At 32.7% G+C, this 15,098-nt stretch carries 14 protein-coding genes; 4 read left to right on the forward strand and 10 right to left on the reverse strand.

Annotated features, from left to right (window positions below; all coding sequences use genetic code 11):
* The 5 genes from ACNH59_RS13235 to ACNH59_RS13255 form a co-directional block, all read right to left on the reverse strand.
* Complete coding sequence (locus ACNH59_RS13235; protein ID WP_418262997.1) at positions 1 to 489, reverse strand: GlcG/HbpS family heme-binding protein; 489 nt, start codon at positions 487 to 489, stop codon at positions 1 to 3.
* A 7-nt stretch (positions 490 to 496) separates the two neighbouring features.
* The gene (locus ACNH59_RS13240; RefSeq protein WP_418262998.1) at positions 497 to 1,174 is read right to left on the reverse strand and encodes a type 1 glutamine amidotransferase domain-containing protein; all 678 of its coding nucleotides are present in this window, start codon (positions 1,172 to 1,174) and stop codon (positions 497 to 499) included.
* Between the two features lie 90 nt (positions 1,175 to 1,264).
* Positions 1,265 to 1,837, reverse strand: a complete 573-nt coding sequence (locus ACNH59_RS13245) for a Crp/Fnr family transcriptional regulator (protein WP_418262999.1) — start codon at positions 1,835 to 1,837, stop codon at positions 1,265 to 1,267.
* Between the two features lie 590 nt (positions 1,838 to 2,427).
* A complete protein-coding gene (locus ACNH59_RS13250) occupies positions 2,428 to 2,907 on the reverse strand; it encodes a hypothetical protein (RefSeq protein WP_418263000.1) in 480 nt (159 codons plus the stop codon).
* 223 nt (positions 2,908 to 3,130) lie between these two features.
* On the reverse strand, positions 3,131 to 4,834 hold the full coding sequence (locus tag ACNH59_RS13255) for a Helicase associated domain protein (RefSeq protein WP_418263001.1): 1,704 nt from the start codon (positions 4,832 to 4,834) through the stop codon (positions 3,131 to 3,133).
* Between the two features lie 494 nt (positions 4,835 to 5,328).
* On the opposite strand from ACNH59_RS13255, the gene rpsA reads away from it, so the two are divergent.
* The 4 genes from rpsA to ACNH59_RS13275 all read left to right on the forward strand — a co-directional run bounded on the left by rpsA (position 5,329) and on the right by ACNH59_RS13275 (position 9,310).
* Positions 5,329 to 7,104, forward strand: coding sequence for a 30S ribosomal protein S1 (rpsA, locus tag ACNH59_RS13260; protein ID WP_418263002.1), 1,776 nt, complete (start codon positions 5,329 to 5,331; stop codon positions 7,102 to 7,104).
* Between the two features lie 123 nt (positions 7,105 to 7,227).
* Positions 7,228 to 8,094: a T9SS type A sorting domain-containing protein gene (locus tag ACNH59_RS13265; protein ID WP_418263003.1), complete on the forward strand. Its 867-nt coding sequence runs from the start codon at positions 7,228 to 7,230 to the stop codon at positions 8,092 to 8,094.
* 17 nt (positions 8,095 to 8,111) lie between these two features.
* Positions 8,112 to 8,579 (forward strand): DUF5362 family protein, encoded by a 468-nt coding sequence (locus tag ACNH59_RS13270; protein WP_418263004.1) that lies wholly within the window; start codon positions 8,112 to 8,114, stop codon positions 8,577 to 8,579.
* 176 nt (positions 8,580 to 8,755) lie between these two features.
* On the forward strand, positions 8,756 to 9,310 hold the full coding sequence (locus ACNH59_RS13275; protein ID WP_418263005.1) for a fasciclin domain-containing protein: 555 nt from the start codon (positions 8,756 to 8,758) through the stop codon (positions 9,308 to 9,310).
* A gap of 74 nt (positions 9,311 to 9,384) precedes the next feature.
* On the opposite strand, the gene pheT is transcribed toward ACNH59_RS13275, so the two are convergent.
* The 5 genes from pheT to tsaE form a co-directional block, all read right to left on the reverse strand.
* On the reverse strand, positions 9,385 to 11,805 hold the full coding sequence (gene pheT / locus ACNH59_RS13280; RefSeq protein ID WP_418263006.1) for a phenylalanine--tRNA ligase subunit beta: 2,421 nt from the start codon (positions 11,803 to 11,805) through the stop codon (positions 9,385 to 9,387).
* A 198-nt stretch (positions 11,806 to 12,003) separates the two neighbouring features.
* Positions 12,004 to 12,732, reverse strand: coding sequence for an esterase family protein (locus tag ACNH59_RS13285; RefSeq protein WP_418263007.1), 729 nt, complete (start codon positions 12,730 to 12,732; stop codon positions 12,004 to 12,006).
* Between the two features lie 36 nt (positions 12,733 to 12,768).
* Entirely contained in the window at positions 12,769 to 13,386 is a 618-nt protein-coding gene (locus ACNH59_RS13290; protein WP_418263008.1) for a GDSL-type esterase/lipase family protein, read from the reverse strand.
* Between the two features lie 186 nt (positions 13,387 to 13,572).
* The gene (locus ACNH59_RS13295) at positions 13,573 to 14,436 is read right to left on the reverse strand and encodes a bestrophin family protein (RefSeq protein ID WP_418263009.1); all 864 of its coding nucleotides are present in this window, start codon (positions 14,434 to 14,436) and stop codon (positions 13,573 to 13,575) included.
* A gap of 212 nt (positions 14,437 to 14,648) precedes the next feature.
* On the reverse strand, positions 14,649 to 15,056 hold the full coding sequence (gene tsaE / locus ACNH59_RS13300; protein WP_418263010.1) for a tRNA (adenosine(37)-N6)-threonylcarbamoyltransferase complex ATPase subunit type 1 TsaE: 408 nt from the start codon (positions 15,054 to 15,056) through the stop codon (positions 14,649 to 14,651).
* Positions 15,057 to 15,098: the final 42 nt, after the last annotated feature.

Raw genomic sequence — 15,098 nt, forward strand, 5'->3', positions numbered from 1 at the left:
TTATTCAATTACAGATAAGGCTCCAATTGTTGCAATTTCGTGATCTTGTTCAATAGTACCACCACTTATTCCAATAGCACCAATAATTTTGCCTTCCTTATTTTTTATAGGCACCCCTCCTGGAAAAGAGATTAACCCATTATTAGAGAGTTCGATGTTATAAATAATCCCTCCTGGTTGGGTTAGTTTACCTAAATCTCCGGTGTCCATGTCAAAGTAGCGAGCCGTTTTTGCTTTTTTGATGGCTACATCAATACTACCTAAATAAGATCCATCCATGCGGAGGAACGCTTTTAAGTTGGCACCAGCATCTACAACAGCAATATTTACAGGTACCTTGGACGCTTCTGCTTTTTTCTTTGCTGTTAGTAAAGCTTTAAATGCTTCTTCATGACTAATGTCGTTTGTAATTTGTGCTTGTGCTGAATGGGTGTATAATGCAATTGTAAATACAACAATACAAAATTTTAATTGTTTAAGTGAATTCATCTCTTATTTATAATTGATTAAATAATAATTGTGCAACAGCTAGGGAGGAAGCCGGATTTTGACCTGTAATTAAATGACCGTCTTCAATAGCATAAGATTCCCAATCTTCCCCTTTGGAAAAATATCCTCCTTTGTTTTTCAATTCTTCTTCAACCAAAAAAGGAACAATCGTGTCTAAACCAATAGCCATTTCTTCTGAATTTGAAAATGCCGTTACTTTTTTCTTATTTACTAATGGTGTGCCATTACTGTCTTTGGCTTCTTTCAAAGCGATAGGTGCGTGACAAACAGCTGCTACAGGTTTTAGGGCTTTGTAAAAACTTTCAATAAGAGCAATCGAAGTTTTGTTTTCGGATAAATCCCAAAGCGGTCCGTGACCACCTGGGTAAAATATCGCATCATAATCGTTAGAATTGACAGTCTCAAGAGCTAAGGTTTTAGCCAATTTGCATTGTAGTTCTTGATCATCATTGAATCGGATGGTTGCTGGTGTTTGAAAATCTGGTTCATTACTTTTGGGGTCAATAGGAGGTTGGCCTCCTTTAGGAGAACTTAGTGCTACCTTAATTCCGTTGTCAATTAAATAGTAATAGGGAGAGGCAAATTCTTCTATCCAAAAACCCGTTTTTTCTCCAGTGTTTCCTAATTCTGAGTGGCTTGTTAAAACAAATAATACGTTTTTCATTTAGTTTAAAATTTTATAGTACAAAATTTGTAAAACCCTATGAGAAAATAGTTGAACAAGTTCAACTCTATAAAAAAACGGAATTTTATTTTAGTTGCCTTTTTTGATTTTACTTAGGAATTCATGAGTAATTCCAAGGTAACTTGCTATTTGTTTGTCGTTGATTTTTGAGGCGATGTTGGGGTAGTTTTCTATAAAATAAAGATAGCGTTCTTTTGCTGTATGGCTATGGTTTCGAATCAATCTTCTTTGCCATGCAACCAAAGCTTTTTGAGACATGACTCTAAACAGTTTTTCAACAACAGGCATGGATTCGTATAAAGCCAATTTATCAGTTCTATTTATCAAAAGGACTTCACTGTCTTCCAAAGCTTGAATATTTAAATCAGAGCTTGATTGATTCATAAAGCTATCAATATCCATTATCCACCAATCTTTAGCGGCAAAATAGAGCGTGTTTTCATTTCCTTTTTTGTCGATTGTGAAAATCCTAAAACAACCGTCTAGTACAAAACCTTCAAACTTACAGACTTCTCCTTGTACTAGCAGAAATTCCTTTTTCTTAATCGTTTTAGGATAAAAATATCGGCAAAACATTTCTAACTCAGTGGTAGAAAATGAAATATTTTTGGTGATGTTTTCTTTTAATAAATCGTTTATCATTGGGGTATTTTGAACTGTAAAAGCTTAGCGCTATTTTGTGTAATTTGTTTTTTAGGATTTTAAAATTCCAGAATTAACTTAAACGAAAGTACAAATAAAATGAGGTTCTCACAATCAAATCTTCTTAGCGTTTGATTGCTTTTGTTTACGCGTTGGTACGAAATGAAATGTGCCTTTTGACTAACCGTGTTGATTGTATTTTATAGCTATGTTAGGATCCAAATTATCAGCAATAAGATATAATCGGTATCGTTTGAGATTTTGACACCGCTAATTTTGGGGTTTAAAAAATGTTTTGTAGAAAAGTCAGGAGACTTTTAAGAAGGTTTCGTTTATATCAAACTATTAAAATTACGCAAAGTCAGAGACATTTGCAGCACTTGGAATAATATTTAGTACTCTGCGAGGAGTTTGGGTAAATACACGTTATCAGTCCATTTTATAAGCCACCCGAAAGGATTCGGGCGGGAGCAGCGAGTTATTCTTTAATCTTGTCATTGCGAGGAACGAAGTAATCTCATTAAGTAATTCTATAAAGCATTTCCATTCGTTATTTGCTTGTTATTGCGGGCACGGATTGCAAATCCGCGCTATAGATTATTCAATTTGGCTAATTTATCGAGTAATAAACTTCTGTAATTTTTTAAATAATCTGGATATTTAGCATTCCTAAAGCGCCATGATTTATGAAATCCATCATTACCTTGATATTCAATATAAAATCCTCCATTATCATTAGTACATTCAGTACAATCTAAAAATCCATTAGGTTCATTAAATATTTCAATAGGTAATTCAATTATCAATGATTTATAATCCTGATAATCTGCGTTATTCATTAGTTGAAAATTACCCTCAAAAAATGTTTTTTCTTGGAAATTATTATCAATGTTTTTATAAACATTTTGTGTGTCAATTTTATAAATTGTAGAGCAATCACCTGAACAGTTTGAATCTGTAAACCACCCAAAAATAAGTGTTCCTTTTCTTTGAGAGTTGTCATTATCAGTGTTGCATCCCGAAAGAAATAAAAGCGATAATAAACTTAAATTAAAAATCAGTTTTTTCATTTCGTAAAATTTGGTTTAAATTATTAACAAAGTTTGGTTACTTATTTAAGTAGTGGACTTTTCTATTTATTTGAAATCTTGTCTTTTCGATGTTGGAACAATCTCCGTGTATATTCAAGCAATTGATGACTTGATTTAATTTGTTCTACAATGCCACCCGAAAGGATTCGGGCGGGAGCGGGGGCAGGAACAAAGATAATATGTGTGTTAGTAGATAGTACCTTTATGTCCAATCAAAACCTATTTCATTTAACCGATCTATTCTCCATTTTCCCTCTTCAGATTTATCATTTTTATAGCTGTATTTGATGCTTGCTTTCATTTCTAACATTTTACTAAATCTAATATCTCCACGAACACCTTTTCCATCTGGATATTCTTTTTTAAATTCTAAATAAGTTTCAATAAATTTTTCAAGATTTGCTTTTCTTATATTTAGTTGATAGTCAAAATCAACTCCAAGATCAATTAGCCATTCTTCACGTTCTTTTGTTAATCTAATTATTTCGCCATTTGCTTTTTTCCTTCCAGTATTTCTTAAAGTTCTTTGGTCATTAACCCATTTACCTAATTTTTTTATTTCTAAATCTTTATCTACTTGTGATGGATTTGCATTTCCAGTTTTGGTTTTATATTCTTCAAGTTTAAAATAATTTTCAAACCATTTTCTATCTAGTGGTGTACCCGAAATTTTAGAACCAAATGTTTCCCATAGAAAATTGATTTCATTCATTTTTTGCTCTTCGTATTCTGTCCAAATTGGAGGACGTATACCTTTTCGTCTTAATTTTTGTAATGCACACCAAGTCCCTAATGAATAATAAGGGCTGTTTTGGTTTTTAGTTTGGGGAATATGTGCAAAATCCATTTTATGTTTAGTTTTGTATGCTACTAATTCCTCAAAACGTTCATTCCACCTTATTCGACTCTTAACAAGTTTTCCATCTTCAAATGGAAAATTACTTTCTTCGAGCTGTTTCATTATTGAAAGAGGAATTTCTCTATTATTATTGATTAGATATTTTATAATTCTAAACCAATTGAATAACGTTCTATCATCTACGTCTTTCTTAACAACTCCGCCACTTTTAGGGTTGTTTTTTTTATATTCTTTCCATCTTTCAAATAGAATTGGAAATCTTTCTAACTCATTATTGGTAAATTGTATATCATAAGTTCTGTCATTTTCTAATTCATCGGGCAAATCTAAATTACCTAATTCTAAATTTTTTAAATTTAGTTTTTCTATTTCTGGAAAAATCTCTAAATTTTCTAAACTTTCAATTTCTTCATCGCTTTTAACACGAGTATTTATTTCTTTCCTTACAAGACCTTCAGAAATCAATATATCTAAAAATTCAGTTGTTAGTTTTTCTATATTTTGATGAGTTTTATTTAATAAATCTTTAAAATAAAGTTTGACCTGATTTATGATTTTTATTCCTTGAGCGTCACTTGGACTAAAATCTAAAGAAAGTGCACCTTCTATATTGACAAATAATCCAGAACTGGTTAAATTAGTAGAACCAATAATTAATCTATTCCAATTTTTCCCTTCAAAGAGAAAAATTTTAGGATGAAAAATCATTGCTGATTGTGTATGAAAAATGTAAGTTTCAATTTCATTTCGGATAAGTTCTTCTAATGCATCTTTTGATGTTCCATTATCGTCAACACCAATGAAGAAATTTAATTTTTTATAATTTTTTTTTGCAATATTTATAGATGGGACAAGTTTTTTAACTCCTGCGTAAGATGCGAATGCTACTAATCCAGTAAAACTGTCAAACTTATTCTCTTCAAACGAAGTTGCTAAAATATTCCCAACTGTATTTTCGTTTTTAGGGTCTAATCCGTGTCCAATGAAATTAACTTGCATAAATTTTTTTTTGGTGTTTTTAGCTTTTTTTCTTTGTTGCGAGGGCATTTCTGCTAACTTGTATATAGTACCAAACAAACCCTCGTAATTACATCTGATTTTTGGTAGATTGGCGAAGTTATGTTTCGTTTTATTTATTTCTCAAATATATCAAAATATCTTTACAAAATAAATTATGATACAAAACCTAAAATACAGCCCTGATCGAGACGGTATCCTCGTAGTCCCGTCCCGAAATTTCGGGGTCGGGACGGAGAGATAAAGGCGTCCCGAAGCATCGGGAGCAGGAGGGGAGTGCGTTGTGAAAACAGGACATTCTGCTCCTAAAAACAGGAAAACGGTTTATAAATGGTGTTATGTTTTGGTTTAGTGGTGATTATCAGTAGTATTTTCTTTGTAATTAATTAAAAATGTATTAATTTTGCAGTCCTTTTGGTGAATAAGAGTTTCCACTAGGGTTCAATTAATTATACAAACAACTTCTGTTGTTTTCTCTCACTCAAGAAACTCAAGCGAACGCAGAATACAAATTTTTAATCAGCATGTCTGAACAAATCCAATCACAAGAAGAGTTTTTAGCAAATTTTAACTGGCACAATTTTGAAGAAGGAATTGATGTAGTAGACGAAAAAAACTTACAAGAATTCGAAGAATTAGTATCTAAGACTTTTATCGCTACAGATCAAGAAGAAGTTGTTGAAGGTGTAGTAGTTAGAATTACAGATAGAGACGTTATCGTTGATATCAATGCTAAGTCTGAAGGTGTTATCTCTTTAAACGAGTTCCGTTACAATCCTAACTTAAAAGTTGGTGATAAAGTAGAAGTATTAATTGATATCCGTGAGGATAAAACAGGTCAATTAGTATTGTCTCACAGAAAAGCACGTACTATCAAATCTTGGGATAGAGTTATCGCTGCAAACGAAACAGGTGAAATCGTTAATGGTTTTGTAAAATGCAGAACTAAAGGTGGTATGATCGTTGACGTTTTCGGAATCGAGGCATTCTTACCAGGATCTCAAATTGATGTTAAACCAATTAGAGATTACGATGTTTACGTAAACAAAACAATGGAATTCAAAGTTGTGAAAATCAACCACGAATTTAAAAACGTTGTTGTATCTCACAAAGCGCTTATTGAAGCGGATATTGAAGTACAAAAGAAAGAAATCATTGGTCAATTACAAAAAGGACAAGTATTAGAAGGTGTTGTTAAAAACATTACTTCTTACGGTGTATTTATTGACTTAGGTGGAGTTGATGGATTAATCCACATTACTGACCTTTCTTGGTCAAGAATTAACCACCCATCTGAAGTTCTTGAATTAGATCAAAAATTAAACGTTGTAATTCTTGATTTTGATGATGAGAAAACAAGAATTCAATTAGGATTGAAACAATTAAACGCTCACCCATGGGATGCATTAGATGCTAACTTAACTATTGGTGATAAAGTTTCTGGTAAAGTAGTGGTTATCGCTGATTACGGAGCTTTCATCGAAGTTGCTGAAGGTGTTGAAGGTTTAATCCACGTTTCTGAAATGTCATGGTCTACTCACTTACGTTCTGCTCAAGATTTCGTAAAAGTAGGAGATGTTGTTGAAGCTCAAATCTTAACTTTAGACAGAGACGATCGTAAGATGTCATTAGGTATCAAACAATTATCTCAAGATCCATGGACTGATATTACTTCTAAATACCCAGTAGGTTCTAAACATACAGGTATCGTTAGAAACTTTACAAACTTTGGTATTTTCGTAGAATTAGAAGAAGGAATTGATGGATTAATTTACATCTCTGACTTATCTTGGACTAAGAAAATCAAACACCCATCTGAGTTTGTAAATGTAGGTGAAAAATTAGACGTAGTAGTATTAGAATTAGATGTTGACGGACGTAAATTATCTTTAGGTCACAAACAAACTACTGCTAATCCTTGGGATCAGTACGAAGATTCATTCGCTGTTGGAACTATCCACAACGGAGAGATCTCTGAGATTGTTGACAAAGGAGCTACTGTAGAATTTGGAGAGGATATCGTTGCTTTCATTCCTACTCGTCACCTTGAAAAAGAAGACGGTAAGAAATTGAAAAAAGGTGAATCTGCTGATTTCAAAGTAATCGAATTCAATAAAGAATTCAAAAGAGTAGTTGCATCTCACACTGCTATCTTCCGTGAAGAAGAAGAGAAAAATGTGAAGGCTGCAACTGAAAATACTTCATCTGCATCTACTAACGCACCAGCTGCGACTTTAGGTGACAACAATGATGTATTAGCTGCTTTGAAAGCTAAAATGGAAAAATCTGAGAAAAAATAATTCTCAACTTTTTTATAATAGAAAGCCTCACAGGGATGTGAGGCTTTTTTTGTTTAAAATTATTTAAAGTAGGAAAATATTTAGCGTAGGTTTTTGTTGTATATTTACTCTAAAATCTTACATATGAAGAAAAACTACTTTACCCTAATTACATTATTGATACTCAATTATACATCTGCTCAGGTTGTTTCTATTCCTGATGCTAATTTTAAGGCATTATTATTGGCAGCTGATACTAATAATTCGATTGCCTTTTATGGTTGTAACCGCTTAATGCCTATAAAAATAGATGTTAACAATAATGGCGAAATTGAAGAATCAGAAGCCGCAGCGGTACAGGAATTGGTTATTGACAATGCAAATATTAGTAATCTTGAAGGAATCAGTTATTTTACTAGTTTGACCGAACTTAGTTGTCAAAATAACTTATTTAGTTCTATTGATATTAGTGGAATCAGTGAGCTTGTTAGTTTGAATTTAGACAATAATCCCAATTTGGTTTCCATTAATGTAAAAAATAATAAGATAATATTTTCATATCCTAACTCGAGTTTTACAGCTAAGCCTATGAATTCCTTTCCGCCAGCTCCGTGTGGTATTAACGGTGTCAGTATAATAAATTGTCCCAATTTAAATGCCATATGCATTGGTGAGTCATTTCAGGAGGATTTGACATCATATCTTACCTATTATAACATTACGGGGATATCCTATACTTGTACTACCCTAGAGAATTCAGATTTTGATTTTACAGACTATTTTACAATTTATCCCAATCCAGTAAAAGAAACTTTGCATATAAACTCAACAAAGACAACTGTCATTAAGGATGTGGTTATTTATGATACCTTAGGGAAATTTATAAAAAACGTTTCTAATTCAAATGATTATTCGGTTATTGACGTTTCTTACTTAGCAACTGGAAATTATATACTAAAAATTAGTACCGATAAAGGAATTTCAACAGCTAAATTTGTGAAAAAAAAGTAATTAAAAATTGAAATATCATGGAAGAAAATTTTAAAGAAGTAATTTCAAAGAAGAATTTTGAATTATCAGCTGAAGCAGAAGGGTTTTTAAGAGAAACTGCTAAATGGGGGTATTTCTTGTCTATTTTAGGATTTGTATTTCTGGGCTTAATGCTTGTCTTAGCATTATTTATTGGAACTGTTTTTTCTAAGTTAAATAGTTTTGGAGGAGGAATGAGTCCAATGATGGGAAGCGGAACCGGAATGTTTTCAGTGGTGTACCTCTTGATTGCATTGTTGTATTTTTTTCCAATTTATTATCTATTTCAATTTTCTTCGAAAGTAAAAAATGCGTTCAAGTTCAATGATAATGAACAATTGAACGCTTCCTTCGAATATTTAAAATCACATTATAAGTTTATGGGGGTATTAGCCTTGGTTATTATTTCTTTCTATATGGTGGTCTTTTTTATGACTTTTATTGTTGGGATTATTTCCGCAATGTAGCTTAGCATTTAAAATACTTTTAAAACTCCAATGTTTTCATTAACGTTGGAGTTTTTTTTTAAATGTAAAATACTGATTTACAGTTTTAAATTAAAAACATTTGTTTTTTTCTTCTTTTTTTAAAACCAAAACCTAAGTAATGGCGTAAATGCTATTATAACTTAATAAATAAATTTATGAAAACTAGAAAATTTTTATCAGTAGCATTTTTAGCATTAGTATTCGGAGCCACTTCTTTCGCTCAAAAAACAGTAATGGTTGGAGGAGCAGCGATGTATCCAACAAAAAACATTGTGGAAAATGCAGTAAATTCAAAAGATCACACCACCTTAGTTGCGGCAGTAAAAGCAGCTGATTTAGTAGAGACTTTGCAAACTAAAGGACCATTCACCGTTTTTGCTCCAACAAACGCAGCTTTTGATAAATTACCAAAAGGTACTGTCGAGACTTTACTAAAACCAGAAAACAAAAAAATGCTACAAACAGTTTTGACTTACCACGTGGTTGCTGGCAAAATGAATGCTAATGACATTATGAAAGCCATCAAAGCTGGAAAAGGAAAAGCAACTTTGAAAACCGTAAGTGATGGAACTTTAACAGCTTGGATGAAAGGTAAAAAACTATACATCACTGACGAAAAGGGTGGTATGTCAATGGTAACAATCGCCGATGTAAACCAGTCAAACGGTGTGATTCACGTAATTGATACTGTGGTTTTGCCTAAATCGTAATTAAAAATTTTATCCATCAAAAAAGCCAATTCTGTCAAGAATTGGCTTTTTGGTTTATATTAAATAAAAATAAATTACCTCAAAATGGCTCCTAATTCAGCTTCAAAATTGGATTGTAATTTACTCATGATTTTGTCAATTTGAACATCAGTCAAGGTCTTGGAACTGTCTTGAATTGTAAAACTCAAAGCATAGGATTTTTTACCTTCTGGTAATTTGTCACCTTGGTAAACGTCAAATAAGTTGATGTTTTTCAATAAGCTTTTTTCTGTTTTCTTTGCCACAGCATAAATCGAATCATAACTAACAGCTTGATCTACTAATAAAGCTAAATCTCGACGGACTTCTGGGAACTTTGGAATATCTGTGTACTTAATTTTCAATGAAATTGCCTTCAAAATTGCATCCCAATTAAAATCAGCATAAAATACTTCTTGTTTGATTCCGAACTGTTTTAAAATAGATTTTTTAACGACACCAAATTCCACCAAAGCATTGTGTCCTGTTCCAATAGAAATTCCCTCTGAAAACACATCAGAACTTACAGGTGAATTCAAAGTTTTTGCAATTCCAAGTCTTGCCAATACCGCATCTACATAACCTTTGAATAAAAAGAAAGTAGAAGGAGATTGTGGATTTGTCCAACTTTCACTGTTGCGGTTTCCTGTTTGAAATAAAGTCAAATGCTTTTGCTCTTCAAAACCTGATAAGAATTTATGATAGCTTTTTCCAAATTCAAACAATTTTAAATCACTATTCTTACGGTTGATATTGTATGACAAAGCTTCCAAACCTGAAAACAATAATGATTGACGCAAGGTTGCCAAATCATTACTCAAAGGATTCAACATCGTTACATTGTGTTCTTCTTTCAAATTCTCTGAAAGTTTTACATAATCGGCTGTTGTTAACGAGTTGGCCATCATCTCATGAAATCCTTGTGAATTCAATTGTGAAGCTACAATGTTTTGTACTTTGTAATCTTCGTTTCTTGGAGCGTTACAAACTGTAGCATTCAATTTCCCTGAGAAACCAATATTGTTATATCCATAGACTCTCAAGATTTCTTCGATTACATCAATTTCTCTTTGTACATCTACACGATAAGCAGGAATTGTAATTCCTAATCCAGCTTCTGACACACTATTCACTTTGATGTCTAGAGAAACCAAAATTTGCTTAATAGTATCTTTGGGAATTTCTTGACCAATGATTTTGGTAACATTGGCAAAATTTACAAAAACGGTAAAGTCTTCAATTTTCTTTTGGTAAACGTCACTTACATCTGAGGTGACAATTCCGCCAGCTACTTCTTGAATCAATAATGCAGCACGTTTCAATGCGTAAGCCGTAATCGTTGGGTCAATTCCTCTTTCAAATCGGAAAGAAGCATCGGTGCTCAATTGATGTCTTTTGGCTGTTTTTCGAATGCTAACCGGATTAAAATAAGCACTTTCTAAGAAGATATCTTTAGTGTTTTCTGTTACACCCGAATTTTTCCCACCAAAAACACCTGCAATACACAAAGGCCCTTTTTCGTCACAAATCATCAAATCTTCTTCGTGAAGTGTACGTTCGATATCATCAAGAGTTGTGAATTTTGTACCTGCTTCGGCTGTTTTCACAATGATTTTTCCATTGATTTTAGAAGCATCAAAAGCGTGAAGCGGTTGACCTAAATCATGTAAAACATAATTAGTGACATCGACAATATTATTTTTTGGTGTAATTCCAATAGCTTTCAAGCGATCTTGCAACCAAGCTGGAGATTGTTTGACTGTAATTCCGGAAATGGTTACTCCACAATAACGAGGTGCTAGCGTGATATCTTCAATTTTAGTATCAATTTTCAAGGTACGCATATCTACTCTAAAATTAGAAATAGAAGGCGTAATCAACTCTGTACTGATTCCTTTTTGCATCAAACCAGCTCTCAAATCACGTGCAGTACCTAAGTGGCTCATGGCATCGGCACGGTTTGGTGTCAAGCCAATTTCAAAAACTTCATCATTTTCTACCTTAAAAACTTTGGCTGCAGGAGTTCCAGGAAGGAGTGCTTCGTCCAAAACCATAATTCCGTCATGGCTATTTCCTAGACCTAATTCGTCTTCAGCGCAAATCATACCATAGCTTTCTTGCCCACGTATTTTTCCTTTTTTAATCGTAAAAGGATTTCCTTCTGCATCATACAAAATGGTTCCTATTGTTGCCACAGGCACTTTTTGTCCCGCAGCTACATTTGCAGCTCCACATACTACTTGAATTGGTGTATCAGCACCTATATTTACAGTCGTAACTTTCAATCGGTCAGCATCGGGATGTTGCTCACAAGTCAACACATGTCCTACCACAATTCCTTCCAATCCACCTTTCACGGATTGGTATTTTTCTACACCTTCTACTTCAAGACCTAAGTCCGTAAGTAAGTTCGAAACTTCCTCTGATTTCCAGTCGGTTTTAACGAATTGTTTTAGCCAATTATAAGATATCTTCATTTTGTGTTTTTTTCAAGGTTGCAAATATAAACATTGTCAACCGAGGTTCAAAGGGAATAAAGTCACTTTTTTCATTTAATCGGATAGCAATTGATAATTTGCATAGCATGATTTTTATGGACTTTATGATAGGATTTAAGTAAATTTGGTGTCATCATTTAAAACTTTCTATAAGCTGAGTTTGACTATTAATTCAAATTAAAAATATAGACTAACCATCTTTCGCCAATGACAGGCTTTATGGGCTTGCTCATCCCATTCGTACAATTGATAAGAAATGCCTTTTTCATCCAAAATACTACAAAGTTTATGATTGCTTTGCAAAAAAGGATCTTCTTTTCCTATGGCCAATATAATGTCCATTTGCTTCAATTGATGAATTAAGCAGGGGTCTTCTATATTTTTCAAATACTGATTTGGCATATTGAAATAAATAAAATCATTGTGATAACCACTCAATAAATCCTGAAAATAGCCATTCGATTTGGTAAGATCATAGCGACCACTCATGCCCACTACTTTACAAAACAATTGAGGATGACGCATGGCAACATTTACTGCATGATAAGCGCCTAAACTACAACCTGCTGAAATAGTATTAGGGTTTGGATTTATTAAATTAGCCAAGGGCAATACTTCATTAAGAACATATTTTTCGTATTGAATGTTTCTGTAAATACGATGTTCAGGATGGCAAAAACTATTGTAAAAAGATTCTAAATCTACGCTATCAACGCAGAAAATCTGCAATTCACCATTGGTGATTTTTTGTTCGATACTCGCAATGACTTTCCAGTTTTCATAGTCATAAAAACGTCCCATTCGAGGAGGGAAAAATAAGACCTTAGCACCTGCGTGACCAAAAATAAGGAGCTCCATGTCCTTTTGAAGATTAGGACTATACCATTTGTGATATTCTCTTTTCATAATACCGTTTTGCAATGTGATAAAAGGGCTTTTTGCTTAAATTTTTTGGTGCTTTTTTTGCGGAAAAATCTCAGGATGATTTTTTAAAACTTCAGTCCATAATTGATAACCCGCTGCGGACAGATGCAAACCGTCTTCAATATAATAATCAGGGTTTGGATTTCCCTCTTTGTCCAACATTAAATCATAAATATCTATAAAATGAAAATTCGGATCTTTTGTAGTTAATTTTTGTATATTATTATTGGTAAATTGAATACTTCCGGATAAGTGCCAACGGTTAAAACTAGGTTTAATTGAAATAATCGTACATGGAATATTTCCGTATTTATTTCTAATTTTAGCTAATATATTTTCTACAAACAAAATCACTTCTTCAGGATGTCTTCCTTCTCCTAAGTCATTTTCACCAGCATAAATAATGATAGCTTCAGGTTTTTTTATGTTCGCAAAAACACGATTAAAAAACCAAGTACAAGAAGCCAATGTAGAACCTCCAAACCCTAAATTAATAGGGGAATAATCATTAAAAACAGTAGTTAATTCAGTCCATAATGTAAAAGTAGAACTTCCATAAAAAATCAACTTTGGGTTGTTTTTTAATATTGCAATTTCATTTTCTAAACGTTGTAAATCTTCATTGAACCAAAACATTATTTCTAATTATCTAATATTAATTCTTTAAATATATAGTTTTAAAAATAAAGAAATGATAAGAAGTTGATATATTTAAGAAAATGTAGTAAAAAACCAATTTCAAACCTTTTGCTGCCAAAAAACAGTATTGAACAGAGTCTTCAAAATGTTGATTTTAGCATAAAAATACAGTAGGCAGGACTTTTAGATCAATTCTTCCACATGTTTCTTGATATTCTCAGCAATCTTTCGTGTAGGTAAATCATTGTCGTCATGTCCAAAAGGTTCTTCGATTTCTTCGGCAATTAATTCTAAACTGCCCAATACATAAAAGATAAATACGACTACGGGAACTACATAATAACCTAGGTTAAAAACATAACCAAAAGGCAAAGTCATCACGTAAAAAAAGATGAATTTCTTCAAGAAAACACTATAAGAATAGGGAATAGGTGTGTTTTTAATTCGCTCGCAAGCGCCACAAATATCTGTAAAAGACTGGATTTCACTATTAAGAACGATCAATTGGTCGCCAGTTATTTTTTGAACTTTATACAACTCATTGATTTTCAAATACATCATTTTAGCTACTTGATTTGGGCGATGCGTATGATGATCAACTGGAAAAGAAATTTCCTCTGACAACTGTTTGCCTGTTTCTTCGTCTTTCAAATGTTTGTTCAAAATAGAGGCATAACTCGGAATCATTTTTCTAAAAAATGCTTTGTCTTTTTCGTCTTCCAAAATAGCATTTAATTTTAATGCTAAATTCCTGCTGTTGTTGACCAAAGCACCCCATAATTTTCGACCTTCCCACCATCGATCATAAGCCGTATTGGTTCTAAAAACCAGTAACAATGAAATCACAAATCCTAACATTCCGTGCATCATCGAGATGTTTTTGACATGACTGTCATCTGGCAATTGCCAATATTCTAATTCTAAATAAGCTACACCAGCAGCGTACAAACCAATTAATACCATCAAAGCAAACAATTGCCGAAAAGTATCGGCTTTGTGGAAACGAAAAATAAAAGTAATCCAGTCTTTAGGGTTGTAACTTATCATGTTTGTTTTTTATTTTTTGTAAAAAGTAATGGTCTGAACTTTTGATAGCGCTTTTTGGGATAGAAATTGATTATAGATTTTTACCCCTTAAATACAGCGTTAGACCTATAGAGAATCGCTAACATAAAGAGATTTTAAACACTAATTTACAAAGTGTATAACTATGAAATTTTTATCTGACTCGCAATATATTACTAATCTTAAACTAAAATTTATCTTAACTCTAATACGCGTTTTCCGCTTGGTAAGGCTTTTATGGTGATGACAGAGTGTTGTTCAGGAATAAGGTTGGGGATATTTTCAGCCCATTCAATAAAACACCAGTTTCCTGAATAGAGATATTCATCTACTCCCATGTCCAAAGCTTCCATCTCATTTTTTAAACGGTAAAAATCAAAGTGATAAACCAGTTGATTGCTTGCTGCTTCATATTCGTTTACCAATGAAAAAGTAGGACTGCTAGTGGCAGCGGTAACTCCTAGTTTTTTAGCTAATGCTTTGATAAATGTTGTTTTACCAGCTCCCATTTCGCCATGAAAAAGTATAATCTCGTTTGGTTTAGCATCCAATACCTTTTGAGCAACCGAATCGATTTCGTTTAAAGAAAATATAAATTCCATTTTATAGTTAGTTATGTGTTATGAGTAATGCGTCTGCTGGAT

The sequence above is a fragment of the Flavobacterium faecale genome (genome assembly GCF_048320115.1).
In the GTDB taxonomy this organism is placed as follows: Bacteria; Bacteroidota; Bacteroidia; order Flavobacteriales; family Flavobacteriaceae; genus Flavobacterium; species Flavobacterium faecale_A.